18 protein-coding genes and 1 tRNA gene are annotated in these 19,534 nt (G+C 71.1%); 14 read left to right on the forward strand and 5 right to left on the reverse strand.

Translation table 11 applies throughout. The features are described from left to right. Positions 1-45: 45 nt before the first annotated feature. Positions 46-729, reverse strand: coding sequence for an LPXTG cell wall anchor domain-containing protein (locus tag ABZ624_RS13640; protein ID WP_360086659.1), 684 nt, complete (start codon positions 727-729; stop codon positions 46-48). A 933-nt stretch (positions 730-1,662) separates the two neighbouring features. Here ABZ624_RS13640 and ABZ624_RS13645 point away from each other — a divergent pair. The 7 genes from ABZ624_RS13645 to ABZ624_RS13675 all read left to right on the forward strand — a co-directional run bounded on the left by ABZ624_RS13645 (position 1,663) and on the right by ABZ624_RS13675 (position 6,761). Next, positions 1,663-2,160: a tyrosinase family oxidase copper chaperone gene (locus ABZ624_RS13645; protein ID WP_360086662.1), complete on the forward strand. Its 498-nt coding sequence runs from the start codon at positions 1,663-1,665 to the stop codon at positions 2,158-2,160. Next, the gene (locus ABZ624_RS13650) at positions 2,144-3,010 is read left to right on the forward strand and encodes a tyrosinase family protein (protein ID WP_360086665.1); all 867 of its coding nucleotides are present in this window, start codon (positions 2,144-2,146) and stop codon (positions 3,008-3,010) included. Before ABZ624_RS13645 ends, ABZ624_RS13650 begins: the two co-directional genes overlap by 17 nt. Positions 3,011-3,235: 225 nt before the next feature. Next, entirely contained in the window at positions 3,236-4,648 is a 1,413-nt protein-coding gene (locus ABZ624_RS13655; RefSeq protein ID WP_360086668.1) for a condensation domain-containing protein, read from the forward strand. Between the two features lie 218 nt (positions 4,649-4,866). Further along, positions 4,867-5,112 (forward strand): hypothetical protein, encoded by a 246-nt coding sequence (locus ABZ624_RS13660; RefSeq protein ID WP_360086671.1) that lies wholly within the window; start codon positions 4,867-4,869, stop codon positions 5,110-5,112. Between the two features lie 172 nt (positions 5,113-5,284). Beyond that, complete coding sequence (locus ABZ624_RS13665; RefSeq protein WP_360086674.1) at positions 5,285-5,614, forward strand: hypothetical protein; 330 nt, start codon at positions 5,285-5,287, stop codon at positions 5,612-5,614. Positions 5,615-5,763: 149 nt separating this feature from the next. After that, positions 5,764-6,030, forward strand: a complete 267-nt coding sequence (locus ABZ624_RS13670; protein ID WP_360086677.1) for a hypothetical protein — start codon at positions 5,764-5,766, stop codon at positions 6,028-6,030. A 341-nt stretch (positions 6,031-6,371) separates the two neighbouring features. Further along, positions 6,372-6,761, forward strand: coding sequence for a hypothetical protein (locus ABZ624_RS13675; protein ID WP_360086680.1), 390 nt, complete (start codon positions 6,372-6,374; stop codon positions 6,759-6,761). Between the two features lie 168 nt (positions 6,762-6,929). Here ABZ624_RS13675 and ABZ624_RS13680 read toward each other — a convergent pair whose 3' ends face one another. The 3 genes from ABZ624_RS13680 to ABZ624_RS13690 all read right to left on the reverse strand — a co-directional run bounded on the left by ABZ624_RS13680 (position 6,930) and on the right by ABZ624_RS13690 (position 8,487). After that, the gene (locus tag ABZ624_RS13680; RefSeq protein ID WP_360086683.1) at positions 6,930-7,223 is read right to left on the reverse strand and encodes a hypothetical protein; all 294 of its coding nucleotides are present in this window, start codon (positions 7,221-7,223) and stop codon (positions 6,930-6,932) included. Positions 7,224-7,445: 222 nt separating this feature from the next. Further along, positions 7,446-7,745, reverse strand: coding sequence for a hypothetical protein (locus ABZ624_RS13685; RefSeq protein WP_360086686.1), 300 nt, complete (start codon positions 7,743-7,745; stop codon positions 7,446-7,448). A gap of 268 nt (positions 7,746-8,013) precedes the next feature. After that, positions 8,014-8,487: a hypothetical protein gene (locus tag ABZ624_RS13690; RefSeq protein WP_360086689.1), complete on the reverse strand. Its 474-nt coding sequence runs from the start codon at positions 8,485-8,487 to the stop codon at positions 8,014-8,016. A gap of 511 nt (positions 8,488-8,998) precedes the next feature. Here ABZ624_RS13690 and ABZ624_RS13695 point away from each other — a divergent pair. Next, the gene (locus ABZ624_RS13695) at positions 8,999-9,769 is read left to right on the forward strand and encodes a hypothetical protein (RefSeq protein ID WP_360086692.1); all 771 of its coding nucleotides are present in this window, start codon (positions 8,999-9,001) and stop codon (positions 9,767-9,769) included. Between the two features lie 71 nt (positions 9,770-9,840). Beyond that, positions 9,841-10,116 carry a hypothetical protein gene (locus tag ABZ624_RS13700; protein ID WP_351245773.1) on the forward strand — a complete coding sequence of 92 codons (276 nt, stop codon included), beginning with the start codon at positions 9,841-9,843 and terminating at the stop codon, positions 10,114-10,116. Between the two features lie 186 nt (positions 10,117-10,302). Here the strand turns inward: ABZ624_RS13700 and ABZ624_RS13705 are convergent. Beyond that, positions 10,303-10,375 (reverse strand) — tRNA-Arg (locus ABZ624_RS13705). Between the two features lie 319 nt (positions 10,376-10,694). Between ABZ624_RS13705 and ABZ624_RS13710 the strand changes: the two genes are divergently transcribed. From ABZ624_RS13710 to ettA, 5 genes are all read left to right on the forward strand, one after another. Further along, the gene (locus tag ABZ624_RS13710) at positions 10,695-12,305 is read left to right on the forward strand and encodes a dynamin family protein (RefSeq protein WP_360086695.1); all 1,611 of its coding nucleotides are present in this window, start codon (positions 10,695-10,697) and stop codon (positions 12,303-12,305) included. A gap of 708 nt (positions 12,306-13,013) precedes the next feature. Then, complete coding sequence (locus tag ABZ624_RS13715; RefSeq protein ID WP_360086955.1) at positions 13,014-15,056, forward strand: YfjP family GTPase; 2,043 nt, start codon at positions 13,014-13,016, stop codon at positions 15,054-15,056. A 345-nt stretch (positions 15,057-15,401) separates the two neighbouring features. Beyond that, on the forward strand, positions 15,402-15,881 hold the full coding sequence (locus ABZ624_RS13720) for a single-stranded DNA-binding protein (protein ID WP_360086698.1): 480 nt from the start codon (positions 15,402-15,404) through the stop codon (positions 15,879-15,881). 315 nt (positions 15,882-16,196) lie between these two features. After that, entirely contained in the window at positions 16,197-17,555 is a 1,359-nt protein-coding gene (locus ABZ624_RS13725) for a Cys-Gln thioester bond-forming surface protein (protein ID WP_360086701.1), read from the forward strand. 314 nt (positions 17,556-17,869) lie between these two features. Then, positions 17,870-19,534: an energy-dependent translational throttle protein EttA gene (ettA, locus tag ABZ624_RS13730; RefSeq protein ID WP_360086704.1), complete on the forward strand. Its 1,665-nt coding sequence runs from the start codon at positions 17,870-17,872 to the stop codon at positions 19,532-19,534.

Below are 19,534 nucleotides of genomic sequence, written 5' to 3' on the forward strand. Positions count from 1 at the left end.
GTCCGGGCACGGGTGCCGGGCACGAGGTGTCCGGCACCCGGTGCGCTACCGACGGGCCGCGGCCCGGCCTCGCCGGTACAGGACGGTTCCGGCGGCCAGCAGCGCACCGCTGGCGGCCATGGCTCCGGAGGTGGTCTCCGTACCGGTCTTGGCCAGCTCCGGGGGCGGCGGAGTCCGCTTCACGGGCGGCGCCTTCACCGGGACGGGCTTGGGGGCCGGGGTGTGCTTGCGGGGTGGTGGCGGGACCGCCTTGGTGGGGGGAGGCGTGGGCGTGTCCTCGCCGTAGCAGGCGCACGAGGACCCGTACCCCGGCTCGTCGTCGCCGTATCCGGAGTTGGAGCCGGCGCTGTTGGAGCCGGCGGCGGTGGAGCCGGCGGCGGTGGAGCCGGCGGCGGTGGAGCCGGCGGCGGTGGAGCCGGCACTGGAGTCGTCGTCGGAGCCGTAGCCCTGGTCGCTCGCCTTCGTCGTGGGGCTGTCGGAGGCCGGGGCCGTGTACCCCGCCTCCCTGTGCGTCTGCCGCAGGGCGGCCTGTGCGCGAGCGATCGCCCTCAGGGCACTTGACTCACCGGGGATGGCCTGCTGGGGAGCCGTATCGCCCGACAGCACCGTGTGTGAGTCTGCCCCTGTCGCCTGCGGACCGGAGTCCGCGAACGCCCATGTGCCGGACAGAGTCAGGGCGCTTGTCGCGGCGGCGGCCACGACCAATCCCTTGGTCAGGGTCTGTCGCACTCTCGTTGTCTTTCTCTCAGGCGGGAAGGGGAAGCCGGCGTCGGCCGCTGATCCGGCCTTCTTCGATTGCCGGGTTCCGCAGGTCGCCGCAGGGGACCGTGATGCCGCACGTTCACACTCGCCACGACCTGCGAACTGTGAACGAGATATGAAGGCCCGAAGATACCGAGAGGCGTGGAATGCCGGAGAATTCACCCGATTGCCCGCCCCTGCCCGTCCCTGCCCGCCCTTCCCGACCGTGAGCGGCCTCGGCCGTCGTGCGGACGCCGTGCCCCGAACGGACGGGGCGTTCACCGGAATGAGCCCGACCGGTTGCCGAAGCCGACGGGTGATCTCACGGTGGGCTCAGGAACCGACGCATCAGCGATCCGACGCACCGGTGAAAGGAAGGTCCATGGGCGGCCCACCCGCACGACCGGCAACGGCCTGCTCCCCACCGATCAGGCCACCACCCGCGTCCGGCCCGCCGGGGACACCGTCGCCAAGGTGATCTGCCGGCCTGCTGACGAGGCACCGACCTGGGCCGTACCGCAGCGGCGGCCCAGGGGCGAGGGTCGAGGGGCGCCCCCCGATACCAGGGTCGAGGGGCGCCCCTGCGACGCCCGGTCGGGAGAGGCCCGCACGTCCCTCGATCGTGTGGAGCGCGGGCCGCCGTCCTCCGACCGGGTGAGCGCGCACCGGGCCGTCCCGTCCGGTGCGGATAAGGTCGCGCGGTGACTTCGGCCGCCGCCGACACGCGCCTGTTGTGCCGCGCCGCCCTGGGCCGTCCCGCCCGGCCGGTCCCGCCGACGGCGGTTCTCCGCGGCCCTGCGGCAAGGCCCCCGCGGCAGGCCCGGCCCGGCGCCCGGGTCACCGGTCCGGCCGCACGTCGGTGACCGGCCGGGCCGTCCGTCGGTTACGGCATCGACAACCGAACCGGACGAGGAGTGAACGATGGTTCTTGGCGTCGGCGGAGTGCCGGGGGGCGGGCAGCGCGGGACGCCGGTCGCGGGCGGAGCGCGGCCCCGGGACAGAACGCGGCGGGACGTGACGCGGAGGCTGCTCGCCTCGGCCGTCGGCGTGGCGCTCGCCCCCGTGGTCACGGCCTGCGGACGGCCCGCGCACACCCCGGACGACGGCCGGCAGGCCGGCGCCTTCGACGAGACCTACCGGGGGCGCCACATCCGCGGCGCCGAGGTCCGCGCCCCCGGCCGGGCCGCCGGCGCCCAGTGGACGGTCACGATCGACGGCCGCCCCCTGCACCTGATGCGCCGTGCCGACGGCAGCTGGCTGAGCATGGTCGACCACTACCGCTCGTACGCGACCCCGCTCGCCGCGGCCCGGGGAGCGGTCGACGAGCTGGGCCCCGACGAGCAGGTGCGCGACCTGGCACCGGGACCGATGGGCGGCGGACCGGAGCACGGGGGAGGCGGGCATGGTGTACACGCGTAAGAACATCAGCGCGCTGACCCGCAGCGAGCGGCGCCGGTTCGTGGAAGCCCTGCTGGAGGTCAAACGGCGCGGTGAGTACGACGAGTTCGTACGGATGCACATCAAGTACAACACCCCCGACGGTGAACGCGGGCTGCGCACCGCCCACATGACGCCCTCCTTCCTGCCCTGGCACCGCAAGCTCGTGCTGGAACTGGAGCGGGCGCTGCGCCGGGTGGACGCGTCGGTGACGGTGCCGTACTGGGACTGGACCCGCGACCGCACGGCCATGTCGCTGCCGTGGACCGACGACCTGATGGGCGGCAACGGGCGGCGCTCGGACCGGCAGGTGATGACCGGTCCGTTCGCCTACCGGGCGGGCCACTGGAAGATCACCGAGGGGGTGACCGACCGGCAGTACCTCACCCGCGACCTCGGCCGCGCCCGCAACCCGATCCAGCTGCCGACCGCCCGTGACCTGGAGTCGGCGCTGGCCGACCCGGTCTACGACACGGCGCCCTGGGACTCGACGGTCACCAGGGGGTTCCGCAACAGGCTGGAGGGGTGGGGGCAGGGCCGGGGCAGCGTCTCCTGGCACAACCACAACCGGGTGCACCGCTGGGTGGGCGGAGTGATGGTCGGCGGCGCCTCCGTCAACGACCCCGTCTTCTGGCTGCACCACTCCTTCGTCGACCTGCAGTGGACCCGCTGGCAGCAGCGGCACCGCGAGCACCGCTACCTCCCGGCCGAGCCGCCCGGCGCGCGCGACGCCCAGCACGGCCGGATCGTGGCCCGGCATGAGCGGCTGCCGCCGTGGGACGTGACGCCGGACCAGCTGGAGGACTTGAGCGGGATCTACCGGTACGAGTGAGGCCGCGTTCCGGTGGACGTCACACGGGAGGAGCGCCGGTGCCTGAGTCACCGGTGCTCCTCTCCGGACTTCCGGGAGTCTGCCAACTCGCCGCGCACGAGCATGCGTTCGCTTTGCCGTTCGAGGTGTCACACGTCCCGCTGAAAAGCCGACGACACGGCAACCCACCCCCCGATCCCGGCTGCCCTTGATCAAGTCTGTGTCTTCTGCGAAGGAGACGCTCCCGTGCGAATTTCTGACATTCAGCGCTGCGAAGTCCGGCCCGGCCGGCTCGTCGAGTGGACGTTCAGCCCGGCGACCGTCGCCGCCGCGGCAGCGCTGCCGCCGGATCCGCGGCCGCCGGCGTACATCCAGGAGTCACACATCAGAACCGCCCGGTCGGTGCGCGAGGACGGACTGTTCGTGCCGACCTGGATCGGCGCGGCGTTCGATCTGCCGGGCCGAGCCGAACTCGGCGCGCTGGAAGGGGCGTTGCGCGGCTGGACGCTGCGGCACGAGACGCTGCGCAGCGGCTTCCGATGGGCCGGCGACGACATGCACCGGTTCACGCTCGACGAGGACGACGTGTCGCTGCGCCGCGAGGTGGTGGGCGACTTCGCCGACGCGGCCACCCTGGCCCGGTATCTGCAGGACCGGTTCGATGCCGAGGCGGACGCGCTCGGCTGGCCGAACCTCATCTACGCGGCGGTCGTCCGGGACGATTCCACCAGTGTGTACCTGGCCTTCGACCACACCAACGTCGACGCCTACTCCGTCCAGCGCATCCCGGACGAGATCAGCGAGTTGTACCTGGCGGGCCTCGCGGGCCGGCCGGTGGCCGATCATGCCGTGAGCAGTTACGTCGACTTCTGCGAGCAGGAGCGGGCGAACGCGGACGGCATCGACGACACCCACACGATCGTCGCCCGCTGGCGGGAGTTCATCGCCCGGTGCGGCGGACGACTCCCGGCCCTGCCCGTCGGCCTGGGGCTGCGGCCCGGTGGCGCACTGCCCGCCCAGCAACTGCTGCGTGAGCCGCTCGTCGACGCGGACACCGCCGCCGCGTTCGAGGCGTACTGCCGGCCCTACGGCGGCACCATGGTGGGCGTACTCGCCGCGACCAGCCTCATCGTGCACCAGCTCGGCGGGCAGCCGGTCTACCGCACGGTCATGCCGTTCCACACCCGGGCGAAATCCGCGTGGTCCGACTCCGTGGGCTGGTACGTCGGCGGCGCGCCCATCGAGGTGCCCGCGGCACGGGACTTCGACACCGCGCTCGCCACGGTCCGCGCCGAACTGCAGGCCAATCGTTCGCTGGCGCGGATTCCGCTGGCCCGGGTACTGCGCCTGCTCGGCACGGACTTCCGCCCGACCTCGCCCGACCTGTACTCGATCGTCTCGTACGTCGACGCCCGCGTCGTCCCGGGCTCGGCCCGCTGGACCGAGCAGAAGGCATACGGGCTGATCCGGGTGTCGTACGGCGACCAGGTGTGCGTCTGGGTCAACCGGCTGCACGAAGGCCTGTGGCTCGCCTGCCGTTACCCCGACACCGACCTCGCGTACAAGAACATCCGGCGGTACACCGAGGCGCTGCGGGAGCTCGTCGTGTCCGTGCCCGCACCCGATCGCGTCCGGGCCGCGGAGCCGACCTTCTCGTAATACAACTGCCTTTTCCTGCATTCGTGTTGGTGTATTCGGCGGCAATCCGCCGTAGTGCGGCGGTAGTTGTCATCACCGGGGAATGCATTCGCGCTCATGTCCCCTTTTGGACACGGATATCCGCCAAAGTGGAATACCGAGTATCGCTACTGCTAGTGTTCAGCCAGTCACGGTAGGCAATCAGCCTCGACGTACAAGCAAGAAGAGCCGAGGGTTCCATGCGCAAGCTTCAGCAGGTCGTGATCGCAGCAGTGGCGGCCGGCGGTCTGTCCGCCGTCGGCGGTGTCGCCGGTACCGCCTACGCTCACGGCGGCGGCGGGCTGGAGGTGAACGACCTCTACCGCCCCTACCAGGAGTGCAGCCCGCAGACGGTGGCCGACGGCAACCTCCCGGTCGGCGTTCTGGGTTTCGCCCAGACCCTGGACACCACCTGCGGTCAGTTCAACAACGCTTTCACTGGCTGAGGTCGACGGCGTCATCGCGTGCGACGCCTTCCGCGGAACCCTTCGGGTCGCCCCCCGAAGGGTTCCGTGCACGCCGGGCCGGTTGCCTGGATCTCGAGACGAAGACAGAGCCCGGCGTGGCCGGTTCGCGGCACACGGCGCCCGGGCACCCCTCACAAAGGAAACGCATCACATGCTCAGTAGAAAGAAGATCGCGGCCGTTTCGGGGCTTGTCGGCGGCCTCGCGGTGACCTGCGCCGGTCTCGCCCAGCCCTACGCCATGGCCGGCCCGGGCGTCTGCACGCGCGACCTCCAGGGCAACGTCAGCTGCATCCAGCGGATCCAGGGCGAACTGCCCGAGGGTGCGACCATCCCCCACCAGGAGAACTGCATGCCGATGCAGCCCCTGCTGCTGCCGGCGGCCCTCGGCAACGGGACGATGCGGATCGGACCCGAGGTGACCTGTAAGGGTGTGACGCCCGACAGGGGTGACAAGCCGGAGGTGTCCGACCTGTTGGGCTGAGGCTGCTGCGGGCGGAACCTTCCGGCGGCATTCTCCCCGTAATCCGACACGACGAATGGAAAGATCCCAAATTGCTACCGACGGTGTGTATATGCTCACACTAAGTAGTCAAGCCAGGGCTTCCTGCCCGGGTAAGAAAGGGTCAAACCATGCGTAAGTTTCAGCGCGCCGCAGTCGTAGCCGCGGCGGTTGCGGGACTGTCCACCCTCGGCGTCGGCGTCAGCTTCGCCGGCGGCTACGACGACACCCCTCCGCAGATCAACGCGGTGGCCAACTCGTCGGCCAACGCCGTGGCCACGTGGGGCGGTTACTTCACTCCCCAGCCGGGTGACGGTGGCCACAAGGACGCCCCCGCGCCCGAGGAAGGTTACGGCCAGTACTCCGCTCCGGCCGACGGTGGCCAGCAGCAGCAGTAAAGGAGACCCCCAAGGTCTCGATGCGCACGTTGAGCGCGCTGCGGTCGTAGCGCATCGACGCCCCTTTGGAGCACGACATGCACATCGCACGAACAGAACGTCCCTGTCCTGGATCAACTCGGACTGTTCGCCGGTGTGCTGAGTAATACCCCATGGCGAAGGCAGCCCGGACGCGCGGCAGACACCTCAGGGTGCGCGTCCGGGCTGCGGCCGTGTCGTCGCCGGACGCGCCCGACAAGGCGTCAAGGCGCTGGGTCCCACGTTCGGCTTTCTCCAAGGCCCGGGTGCGCGCCGTTCCATGGCGTCGGCGCCCGGGCCTCCAGTGCAAAGGAACACGAGCCATGTTCACTCGGCAGAAGATCGCGACCGTCTCGGGACTCGTCGGAAGTCTCGCCGTGATCTGCGTCGGCGCCGCGCACGCGCACGCCGATGAACCCAAGAGCGAGTGCCGGAACACCGTTCTGGGCGACACCATCTGCATGCGCAAGAGCGAGACCCAGGACGACAAGCGCGGCACCCACGCCGTCAAGCAGACGCGGGACTGCTCGGTCAACGACCGGCCGCGCGTGCTGTTCACTGACGACGACCTGCTGGGCGGCGGAACCAAGAACGTCGGGCCGGCTGTGGACTGCTCCAACAACATGGAGCTGCCCAAGGGCTTCAAGAAGCCTCAGGTCAGGAAGCCCCAGGCTCCGAAGCTGAAGTTCAAGAAGCCGCACATCAGGTTCTGATGGGCGATCAGGAAATGCCGGTCCGGGAGCACTCCCGGACCGGCATTTCGGCTTTATGGACCGCACGGGCCTTCTGCTGACATGGAATTCCCCGGCGCCCACGGCCTGCGGCCGGGACACCGGGGAATATCCCTACGGGCTTTTCTGCTTACTTTCCGACTTTTCTACTTACTTTCCGACGGCGTTGTTGCAGCCCATGCTCGAGCCGAGGGACGACTGCTGCGCCCCCGCGTTGCCCTCGCCGTTCAGCAGGTTGCCGCCCAGACCGTTGGCGATGCCGACCTCGCCGAGGACGTCGACGTTGCCGTCGTGCGACCTGCAGGTGGTGCTCTGCAGAACGCTGAAGCGGTCGCCGTCGCCGCCCTTGCGCCAGCCCTGGTCGGCATGGGCGGCGCCGGCGCTCAGGAGCCCGATGCTCCCGAGGGCGGCGACCAGGACGGCAGCCTTGCGGAGCTTGTGCATGTCATCTCCGGTGGGGTGATGAAGTGGATGCGATCCGTGACAGATCGACTTCGTACGGTTATGGAGGCTAATACGAAATAACCAAGGCCAATCGGCGACGCGCCGAATTCAGAATTCCTGTCACTCTGAATGCCCATACATGCACAAAAAGGAACCGGCCCCGAGCCTGAGGCTCGGGGCCGGTATTATTTCCCGCTTTTAGTCGCCCGTGCGACCGTGCGCTCAGAAGGCGCTGTTGTTGCAGCCCATGGTCGAGCCGATGTGGGTCGACTGGGCACCCGGGTCGCCCTCGCCGTTGAGCGCGTTGCCCAGGAGGCCGTTGAGGATGCCGACCTCGCCGAGGACGTCCAGGTTCAGGTCGTGGGACTTGCAGTTGGAGCTCTGCAGGACGCTGAACTTGTCGCTGCGTTCCCCGCCGCCCTTGCCTCCCCAGCCGTCCTGGCCGGCGTGGGCGGTGCCGCTCATGAGGGCGATGCTGCCGACGGCCGCGACCAGGACGGCAGCCTTGCGAAGCTTGTGCATGTCATCTCCGGTGGAGTGAAGTGGGTTGCGATCTGTGCTAGATCGACTTCTTACAGTTACGGGAGGTTAATCAGAAATATCTCAAAACGGACAGCGACGCGCCGATTTGATGATCTCTGGGCAAAAGCACCCGAAAGCCGCAATGCATGCGAACGGGCCCCTCGGGGCGATTCCCGAAGGGCCCGTGCTGGGCGTCGGCGTGCGGAACGACCGGTGTTTCCCGGCCTGTTGGCCTGGTGCGCGGAGCCGGTCCGAGGGCGGAAGGGTCCTAGTGCGCGGTCGCGTGGGCGAGGGCGTTCGACTGCATGTTGGACTGGCCGCAGTCGATGCCGTGAGTGTCGGCGGCGGCGAGCACGGCGACCGGCACGGCCGCGTTGAGCAGGGACTGCGGGCTGCACTCCTGGGACGGGCGGAAGAGGTTGCTCTGCAGGGACGAGGAGTCGCCCTGCCCCGGGGTGGCCTGCGGGCTGATCTGCGGGCTGATCGACGGGCTCAGCGTCGGGTTGACCTGCGGCGTGACCTCGGCGCCACGCTGCGGGGCCTGCGGGGCTCCGTAGGACTGCGTGCTGGCCTGGGCGGAAGTGGCCGAGTCGGCCTGGGCGTCCAGCTGCGAAACGGGGGGCGGAGCGGCACCGTTGTAGCCGTTGTAGGCGGGAGCCGCGGCGGAGCTGGGGCCGGCGCCGACGGCGGACAGACCCCCGGCTGCTGCGACGACGAGCGCGACTTGCTGAAGCTTGCGCATGGAACCCTCGGCCCTTCATTGACCTGTGCACGGAACGTGTCGGAATACTGATGTCTCAATGCAGCTGTTGCTGTTCTCGCTGCCCTGGGCGGCGGCGATGGACCATCGCTCTGTCCCCGTGGGGAACGACACAAGTGCGCAGCCGGATACGGGTGTCGGGCCCTGGTCACCCATTTGCCCCAGGGGTGTGCGCGCCTCGGTGTCGCGTTTTGAACTCCCCTGCAATCCTGACCTGAAGCGTCCGTCCGTCAATGGCAAACGGGTGACGGAGTTCTGGGTCCCGTGACCGGGGCGGGGGAAATGTCGTTGCCAGCTGGGAGAGGGCAGCGATCATGGATCACGGAGGGGTAAAGGGAGTTCGCTGCCAGCTCTGGCGTAAGTCCGTGTGCAGCCCGGGAGTTACCCCCGTAACGGTGCAGTACGACGATACGAACATCGGGCTGAGTGCAACACGAGACCGCACCGAATACAACGGATTTCCCTGTTCAGGTATTGAAGGGCCGAGGGTTCCATGCGCAAGATTCACAAGGCCGCGCTCGTCGTAGCGGCGGCCGGCGGCTTGTCCGCCATCGGCGCCGGCGTCAGCCATGCCGACACTCCCGTCGGATACGGCGGTGGTGCCGCTCCAGCGCCGGCTCCCGAGTACCCCGCACCGTACGCGGCTCCCCAGTACGCGCCACCGCAGTACGCGCCGCCCCAGTACGCACCCCCGCAGTACGCCGTGCCCCAGTACGCACCCCCGCAGTACGCGGTTCCTCAGTACCCACCGCCTCCGCCGAGCGGTCCGCAGGCCGCGGCGACGGCCAACTCGCGGGGCGTGGCACAGGTCGCCGCTCCGCAGCCGTACGTCCAGCCGGTGATGCCGCCTCCGCCCGCGCCGCCCGCACCACCCGCGCCGCCGCAGCAGACCGGTTACGCCTCCGCGACGGCCACGTCGGGCGGCTCCGCGCAGGCCTCCAATGCGCCGTACGCCCCGCAGGCAGCTCCCCAGCAGGTCGCCGCGCCGCAGCCGGCGGCGCAGGTCATGCCCCAGGTCAGCCCACAGTCCGCGCCGGAGGTCATGCCGCGGGTCGCCCCGCAGGTCTCCGTACCCCAGACGTTCGGCGCGACGGAGGCCCCGCCGCGGGTCGCCCCTCAGGTGAACCCTCAGGTGAACCCCCAGGTGAACCCGCTCGTCAACCCGCTGGTCGCAGGGGCCGGCACGCCGCAGGTTCCCGGGCTCGGCCTCGGACAGGTCGCGGCGCCGCCCGTCGGCCAGCTGGGTCTTCCCCGCCTCGGCTGATCGCCCAGCCGCGCTCCGCCGCCCCCTCTCGATCTGCCGCAGATCGCATCAGTCAGACCATCGGAGAAGTAATGCGCACGTTTCACAAGGCCGTCCTCGTGGGCGCCGTCCTCGGCAGCGTCGGCACCTTCGGCGTCAACCCCGCCTCCGCGCACGGTGAGCCGGGCCACGACCTGGATGTCACCCAGGGCATCGAGTGCCGCTCGCACGACATGAACATCGATGTGCTCGGCAGCGTCGGCGCCGTCAACGGCCTGGCGGGCAACCTGCTGAACGGCGAAGGCAACCCGGGCGCGCAGCAGAGCCACCTCGGCTCGGACATGGGCTGCAACAGCAAGGCGCTCTGACTCAGCCGTACAGCGCCGGACCCTCCCCGCGAACGCCGGGAGGGTCCGGCGCTTTTCTGTGTGCGGCCGTGTCGCCGCTGTGTGCGGCGTGTGGCCTCTGTGCGGCCGTGTCGCCTTGATGCGGCCCTGAACGGATGTCGCCCTGAACGACGAGAACGCCCTCCCGGAGGGGAGGGCGGAAAACGGCGCCCCCGGCAGGACTCGAACCTGCGGCCAAGCGCTTAGAAGGCGCCTGCTCTATCCACTGAGCTACGGGGGCCTGGTGTGGTGGCCTCGTGCCGGGTGCCCCGAGGAGCTGATCCCTGACGTTGCCCGGGACAAGGATAGGGCTCCCGGTTCCCTGACCCTGCCGCTTCCCCTCCGTGGCTCGATGTGGAGGTTCGGTGAAGCGGTCCTGATAATCGCAGGCAGGTGCGATTCGTGCATCGCTTTTGGCCTCCGACGCACCGGGTGTTGTGCACTCGTTATGCCTCGACTGTGCCCGTGTCCCAATGGTTCCGTCCGTCCGTTCCGTCCTCTCGGCGCGCAGACATGTCTATATGCTTCAGAATTCCCCTAAAATTGGGCATTCTTCGCATGTGGTGACCTTGGACGTACGGCCTCAGCTGCTCGACACACTCTCCGCTCTGCGCGACAGTGTCGCCGCCACACGCTTTCCGCTGCCCCTGCCCGGGGCCGCACGCGCGCGTGCCAACCGCGACGAACTCCTCGCGCAGCTCGACGACTATCTCGTACCCCGCCTGCGCGAGCCCGAGGCGCCGTTGCTCGCCGTCGTCGGCGGATCCACCGGCGCGGGCAAGTCGACGCTCGTCAACTCCCTCGTCGGGCGCCGCGTCAGCGAGGCGGGAGTGCTGCGGCCGACGACCCGGACGCCGGTCCTCGTCTGCCACCCGGACGATCATCACTGGTTCAGCGGGATGCGGGTGCTCCCCGAGCTCACGCGCGTGTGGGCGCACCAGCAGGACCCCGTCGACGAGCTGCTGCTGCCCGATCGCGAGACCCCCGCGCGCCAGCTGCGCATCGAGACCACCGAAACCGTCCCGCGCGGGCTCGCCCTCCTCGACGCCCCCGACATCGACTCGCTGATCGCCGACAACCGGGTCCTCGCCGCCGAGCTGATCTGCGCCGCCGACGTCTGGATCATGGTCACGACGGCGACCCGCTACGCCGACGCCGTCCCCTGGCACCTGCTGCGCACGGCCAAGGAGTACGACGCCACCCTCGTCACCGTCCTGGACCGGGTGCCCCACCAGGTGGTCTCCGAGGTCTCCCGGCAGTACGGCGCCCTGCTCACCAAGGCCGGGCTCGGCGACGTACCCCGCTTCACCGTGCCCGAGCTGCCCGAGTCGGCGTGGGGCGCCGGGCTGCTGCCCGCCACCGCCGTCGCGCCCCTGAGGACCTGGCTGGTGCACCACGCCCAGGACCCCGCCTCCCGGCAGCAGGTGATCGCCCGTACGGTGCACGGCCTCCTCGACTCGCTCAAGTCGCGCATGCCGGAGCTGGCCAGTGCCGTCGCCGCCCAGTACGCGGCCACCCTGCGGCTCACCGCCGCTGTGGAGACCGCCTACGACGGCGAGCACGCGCGCGTGCGCGGCCGTCTGCAGGCCGGCGCCGTACTCGCCGGGGACGCGCTCAAGCGCTGGCGGGCCTTCCCCCTGGACTGCACCCCCGGGGAACTGCTCGACGCGCTCGTAGAGAGCCTGGCCGCCCTGCTGCTGTGCTCCGTCACCGCCGCCGACGAGCGGGTCGACGAGGCCTGGCGGCACGAGCCCGCGGCGGGCGCCCCGGGCCTCGTCGGCCGTGACCACTCCCCGGAGAGCGCCGAGCACCGCATCGGCATCGCCGTACGGCGCTGGCGGCGGGAGCTGGAGGAGTACGCGGAGGACGAGGTGCGGGTACTGGAGCGCACCTCCGCACCCGACCCCGAGGTCGTCGCCGCCGTCGTCGCCACCTCGCTGCTGGGCGGGCGCCGGACGCGCAACGTGGGCGAGGGACTCGCCGACAAGCTCGGCGCCCATGGCGCCCTGCGGCTGCGTGACCGGGCGGCGCGCCTGCTGGCCGACTACGTGGACCGGGTCATGCACGCCGAACGCGAGCGGCGCCTTGCGCCGCTGGACGCCCTCGGCGTCAACCCCGGTCCCCAGGCCGAACTCATCGCCGCGCTGTCCGTACTGCAGAAGGAGAGGTGACCGGTGACGGCCGCCACTGATCAGGACCACAGGGAGCACACCGACCGCACGGCGCGTACCGAGCACAGCGGTCACATGGACGCCGAGGTCAGGAGACCAATGGAGCGTGGCGACCTGCTCGGGGAGCTTCCGCCCCCGAGCCCGGGCGTGCCCGGCGACGCCGGCGCCGGGCCGGAGAACGGCACCCCTGAGCATCGGCCCGAGAGCGCGGGCGGGGATTCCGAACCGCCCGCCTCGACGGCGGACGCGGACGCGGCGCAGAACCCGGCCGAGGCCGACGACCGGGGCGGCGACGCGGACGCGGCCCAGACCGAGGGCGAGAACCGCGAGCGGGGGCCGCACGCACGCGTGAGGGGGGCGGACGCGGGCCCCGACCCACAGATCCACCCGACGCCGACGGAACCGGCCCCCGATCGCGACGCCCGCCCGACGGACCAGAGCGCGGGCAGGCCTGGGCTGGGGCAGGAGGCGGACGCGCGCGTGCCGGACGGGCCGCCGGGCAGGTCTGTGTTGGGCAAGGGTGCGGATGCGGGGTTGGGGGAGCGGGGCGCGGGGCGGGACGGGGCTGTGTCGGGGAAGGGCGCGGACGCGCGCGTGGGGGACGGGGGGCCGGGCAGGTCTGTGTTGGGCAAGGGTGCGGATGCGGGGTTGGGGGAGCGGGGCGCGGGGCGGGACGGGGCTGTGTCGGGGAAGGGCGCGGACGCGCGCGTGGGGGACAGGGGGCCGGGCAGGCCTGGGCTCGGCAAGGGGGCCGAGGCGGAGGGCCCGGGGCGGGACAGGGCTGTGCTCGGGAAGGGGGCCGAGGCGCGGGTGGCGGACCAGGGTGTGGGCCGGGACAGGGCCGCCCTTGGCCAGAGTGCCGACGCGGGTGGCGGTCAGCGCTCCCGCCCGCCGCACCGTACGCCCCGGCAGCCCGGCCCCAGCGACGAGGCGGCCCCCCGACGCACACCCGGCACCGGCACCGACGCCGACCCCGGCACCCACGCCGATCCCGGCATCCACGCCGAAGCCGGTGCCGGCGCCGGCACCGACTCCACGGAGACGTGGGACGACGGCCTCATCGCCCGGCGTGTCACGGACGCCGCGGCCGCCGCCCTCGCCGCCGAACGCGAGACCACCACCCGGGTCCTGGGCAGCAACCCGCCGGCCCCACTGGCGTACGACGGCCCGCTGCGCTCCCGACTCGACGCCCTGCGTGAACTCGTCGGCCTGTCCCGCGCCCGGCTGGACAAGCGCACCCTCGCCGAGGCCGGCCGGGTCCTGGACGAGGCGGCCGCCCGCCGCAAGCTCTCCGGCCGGCACACCGTCATCGCCATCGCGGGCGCCACGGGCAGCGGCAAGTCGCAGCTGTTCAACGCCCTCGCCGGCGTGGCCATCTCGGAGACCGGCGTACGGCGCCCGACCACGGCCGCCCCCATCGCGTGCAGCTGGAGCGACGGCGCGGCGGGCCTGATCGACCGGCTGGGCATCCCGGGCCGGCTGCGCCGCCGCCCCGTGCACAACCCGGAAACCGAGGCTGAGCTGCGCGGCCTGGTCCTGGTCGACCTGCCCGACCACGACTCCGCCGCGGTACAGCACCGCGAACAGGTCGACCGGATCCTGAAGCTGGTCGACGCGGTGATCTGGGTGGTCGACCCGGAGAAGTACGCCGACGCCATCCTGCACGAGCGCTATCTGCGGCCCATGGCCGGCCACGCCGAGGTCATGTTCGTCGTCCTCAACCAGGTGGACCGGCTGCCCGGGGAGGCCGCCGACCAGGTCCTGGACGACATGCGGCGGCTGCTGGACGAGGACGGCGTCGCGCTCGGCGAGCACGGCGAGCCGGGCGCGACCGTGCTCGCGCTGTCCGCGCTCACCGGCGAGGGCGTCGGTGAACTGCGCGAGGCGCTCGGCCAGTTCGTCGCGGAGCGTGGCGCGGCGGCGCGCCGGGTCGCGGCCGACGTGGACGCCGCCGCGACCGAACTACGGTCCGTCTACGCCGCCGAACGGCGGGTCGGCCTCAGCGAGGAGGCACGCGAGGAGTTCGGGGCGCGGCTCGCGGACGCGGTGGGCGCCACCGCGGCGGGCGAGGCCGCCGAGCGGGCCTGGCTGCGCAACGCCAACCGTGCCTGCGGCACGCCCTGGCTGCGGCTGTGGCGCTGGTACCAGGGTCGCGGCGACGCCACGACGGGCCGCCACGCGGTGCGCGCGCAGGCCGACGAGGAGGCCACGGCACGGCAGCGTGTCGAGCAGGCGGTCCGTACGGTGGCCGACCGCGCCTCGGCCGGGTTGCCGGGGCCGTGGGCGCAGGCGGTGCGCGAGGCGGCCGTACGCGGCTCACAGGGGCTCTCGGAGGCGCTGGACGAGCTGGCGGCGCGGGCCGGGCTGCCGCCGGGCCGCCCGCCGCGGCCGGGCTGGTGGCCGGCCGCGGTGCTGGTCCAGGCGGCCATGACCCTGCTGCAGATCGTGGGCGGCCTGTGGCTAGCGGGCCAGATCGCCGGCGTCATGGCACCCAACCTCGGGGTCCCGGTGCTGCTGATGCTGTGCGGGATCATCGGCGGGCCGCTGGTGGAGTGGGGCTGCCGGATGGCGGCCAGAGGACCGGCCCGGCGCTACGGCCAGGAGGCGGAACGGCGCCTGCGGGAGGCGGCCGCCGGCTGCGGCCGGGCCCGGGTGCTCGACCCCGTGGCGGCGGAACTGCTGCGTTACCGGGAGGTGCGGGAGCAGTACGCACGGGTCGCGCGCACCGGCTCGGGGGTGCGGGTCGGCTGAAGGGCCGGCTGTCGGGCCGATTGACGGGCTGATCGAAGAGCGGATGCGGTCACGGGGGGAAGGTGGTGGCGGGGGACGGGGGGTCACCCGTGCGGGTGGCGGGGTTTTCCACAGGTGGATGGTCGTCCACAGCGCTCAGCGGGCCCGGCCCGGCGGAGGCAGTCTGGGGTCGCGGCGATCGCACGGCGGGTCCGGCCGGAAGGGACGGCGGACGCGGTGCGCGATCGGCGGGACGTGCGGGCACGTACGGCAGTCGTACGTGCCGGCGCGGCAGACGCAGCCGTACGGGACGGGCCCGTACGTGTGTCCGCCCGGCCGGGCCGGGCGGGGGAGGGGAGCGAGGACATGAACGAGACGATCGTCTGTGTGGTGGGCAACGTGGCGACCGCGCCGGCGTACCGGGAGACGCCGGCGGGTCAGTCGGCCCGGTTCCGGCTGGCGGTGACCGCGCGGTACTGGGACCGGGAGAAGAGCGTCTGGACGGACGGGCACACCAACTTCTTCACGGTGTGGGCCAACCGCCAGCTCGCGGTCAACGTGGCGGCGTGCGTGGAGGTGGGCCAGCCGGTCGTCGTACAGGGCCGGCTGAAGGTGCGCACGGAGGTGCGCGACGGGCAGCAGCAGTGGGCCTCCGCCGACATCGACGCCGTGGCGATCGGCCACGACCTCTCCCGCGGTACGGCCGTCTTCCAGCGCGCGGCCAGGCCGGACGCACCGGCGACGGCGAACCGGCCGGAGCCGAACTGGGAGACACCACCCGGGGCCGCCGGTGCACCGGACGGGAGTACGGCCCAAAGGGCGCCCGAGCCCTTGGCGGTGACATGACGTCAGCAGCCGCGCAGGTGACCGCCGCCCGTTCACCGCCTCCCGGTTGCCCAACGCCCGGTGCGAACCGGTTGATTTGTCGATATGCCCAGCTCATGGACGGTCCCGGCGATAACGATTACGGATCGGATCGCCCATCGGATCATCCGACCGGCCGGAGAGGCTCCGCCTGATCCATAGGATGCCGGGCGTGCCCCTAGGGGCTGCCGATTCTGCTGGTGGGACCCGTCCCCCACGTCCAACGGGTCCTGCTCGAAGGGGAATTCTGTGCTTGCTGCGTTCTCTGGGTTCCGCCGTTCCGCCCAGACGGCCCGCGTGGCCGCCGCCGCGTCGGCGTCCGGTCTGGTGGCGGCCGGTGTGCTGTCCGGGGCCGGTACGGCCGCGGCCGACGAGACACCGCAGACCCAGGGCGGGGCGACGGCCACGATCAACGGTCTGAAGACCTACGGCGAGGCCGTGATCCACGAGGACGGCGGCGACCAGCGCGTGGAGGCCGGTCTGTTCGAGATGTCCGTCGACGGCGGCGGCACCCTGCAGACGTACTGTGTCGACCTCCACAACCCCACCCAGCGTGACGCCCACTACCAGGAGACGCCCTGGAACGGCACCTCGCTGGGCGCCAACAAGGACGCCGGCCGGATCCGCTGGATCCTGCAGCACTCCTATCCCCAGGTCAACGACCTCGCCGCGCTCGCCCGTCAGGCGGGCGCCGGCACCCTGACCGAGCAGGACGCGGCGGCCGGCACCCAGGTGGCCATCTGGCGTTACTCCGACGGCGCGAAGGCCGACGCCGTCGACCCGCAGGCCGAGAAGCTCGCCGACTACCTGCAGAAGAGCGCCCGCGACCTCGGCGAACCGCAGGCCTCGCTCACCCTGGACCCGCCCGCGGTCTCCGGCCGGCCGGGCGGCCTGCTCGGACCGGTGACCGTGCACACCAACGCGGGCACGGTCGCGGTGAGCCCGCCGGCGGACGCGACCACCAGCGGGGTGCGGATCACCGACAAGACCGGCAAGGCGATCACCTCCGCGAAGGACGGCAGCCGGCTGTACTTCGACATCCCCGAGGACGCCTCCGCCGGCACGGCCCAGCTGACCGTACAGGCGTCGACCACCGTGCCGGTGGGCCGTGCCTTCGCCTCCGACAGCCGCAGCCAGACCCAGATCCTGGCCGGCTCCAGCGAGTCCACGGTCTCCGCGAACGCGACCGCCACCTGGGCGGCCGAGGGCGCCATACCGGAGGTGTCGGCCCACAAGGACTGCGCCAGGAGCGGCGTCGACATCGTCGCGGCCAACAAGGGCGACAGACCCTTCACCTTCGAGCTGATGGGCGCCGAGCACACCATCCCCGCGGGCACCTCCCGCACGGTGACCGTCCCGCTCCAGGAGGACCAGGCCTACGACTTCACGATCACCGGGCCGCACGGCTTCAGCCACCGCTTCACCGGCGTCCTCGACTGCAGGACGCAGGGCGCGATCACGACACAGACGGCCAAGGGCCCCAATGAGCCCAGCCCCGCCACCGTGGGAGGCGGCACCACGGCACCCGACACCGACCTCGCCGCGACGGGCGGCTCCGCGATCACCCCGCTGATCGCCGGCGTGGCCATCGGGTTCGTGGTGATCGGCGGGGCGGTACTGGTGGTGCTGCGCAAGCGCGAGCAGCCGGGCGACTGAGCGAGCACGGCGACAGCGGCTTCGAACAACACCGGAACAGGTCTTCTGGCACGCCCACAACCATCAGGTGAGAGTCCGCGGCTCGATGAGTGGCTGACAGCTGACGAGTGATCGCTCCCGGCCGTCCCCGGGCCGTGCGAGGGTGCCCGAGGCCACCCAACGGCGACCGACAGTGACAGACGAGCCACCGCCGTCACCAGCGAAACCCCAGGTCAGAGCCCCCGTACCAAACGGGTTAACACCCAAGGCTGGCGTTCAGGCAAGATGGGGTGTATCTGCCCACTGCCAGATTTCAAGCTGCCGGACGGTTTCTCTTGGCTGAGTTCATTTACACCATGCGCAAGGCGCGCAAAGCGCACGGCGACAAGGTGATCCTCGACGACGTCACCCTGAACTTCCTGCCGGGGGCGAAGATCGGCGTCGTCGGTCCGAACGGTGCCGGTAAGTCGACCGTGCTGAAGATCATGGCGGGGATCGAGCAGCCGTCGAACGGCGACGCGTTCCTGTCCCCGGGCTACACCGTCGGCATCCTGCTGCAGGAGCCCCCGCTGAACGAGGAGAAGACCGTCCTGGAGAACGTCCAGGAGGGTGTCGCCGAGGTCAAGGGCAAGCTCGACCGGTTCAACGAGATCGCCGAGCTGATGGCGACCGACTACTCCGACGCGCTGCTCGACGAGATGGGCAAGCTGCAGGAGGAGCTGGACCACGCCGAGGCCTGGGACCTGGACGCTCAGCTGGAGCAGGCCATGGACGCTCTGGGCTGCCCGCCCGGCGACTGGCCCGTCACCAACCTCTCCGGTGGTGAGAAGCGCCGGGTCGCGCTCTGCAAGCTGCTGCTGGAGCAGCCCGACCTGCTGCTCCTCGACGAGCCCACCAACCACCTCGACGCCGAGTCGGTGAACTGGCTGGAGCAGCACCTGGCCAAGTACCCGGGGACCGTCGTGGCCGTCACCCACGACCGGTACTTCCTCGACAACGTGGCCGGGTGGATCTGTGAGGTCGACCGAGGCCGCCTGCACGGCTACGAGGGCAACTACTCCAAGTACCTGGAGACCAAGGCCGCCCGTCTGAAGGTCGAGGGCCAGAAGGACGCCAAGCGGCAGAAGCGGCTCAAGGAAGAGCTGGAGTGGGTGCGGTCGAACGCCAAGGGGCGGCAGGCCAAGTCCAAGGCGCGTCTGGCCCGGTACGAGGAGATGGCCGCCGAGGCCGACAAGATGCGGAAGCTGGACTTCGAGGAGATCCAGATCCCGCCGGGCCCGCGGCTGGGCAACGTGGTCGTCGAGGTGAACGCGCTCAACAAGGCCTTCGGAGAGAAGGTGCTCGTCGAGGACCTCAGCTTCACGCTGCCGCGCAACGGCATCGTGGGTGTGATCGGTCCGAACGGCGCCGGCAAGACGACCCTCTTCAAGATGATCCAGGGGCTCGAGACGCCGGACACCGGTGACATCAAGGTCGGCGAGACCGTCAAGATCTCCTACGTCGACCAGAGCCGCGAGAACCTCGACCCGAAGAAGACGCTGTGGGAGGTCGTGTCCGACGGGCTCGACTACATCAACGTCGGCCAGGTCGAGATGCCGAGCCGGGCGTACGTGTCGGCATTCGGCTTCAAGGGCCCGGACCAGCAGAAGCCGACCGGCGTCCTGTCCGGCGGTGAGCGCAACCGCCTCAACCTGGCGCTGACCCTCAAGCAGGGCGGCAACCTGCTGCTCCTCGACGAGCCCACCAACGACCTGGACGTCGAGACCCTCTCCAGCCTGGAGAACGCGCTGCTGGAGTTCCCCGGCTGCGCCGTGGTCGTCTCCCACGACCGGTGGTTCCTCGACCGCGTCGCCACGCACATCCTCGCCTACGAGGGTGAGTCGAAGTGGTTCTGGTTCGAGGGCAACTTCGAGTCGTACGAGAAGAACAAGATCGAGCGGCTCGGGCCGGACGCCGCGCGTCCGCACCGCGCCACCTACAAGAAGCTGACCCGGGGCTGA

Source organism: Streptomyces sp. NPDC007205, from assembly GCF_040634095.1.
In the GTDB taxonomy this organism is placed as follows: domain Bacteria; phylum Actinomycetota; class Actinomycetes; order Streptomycetales; family Streptomycetaceae; genus Streptomyces.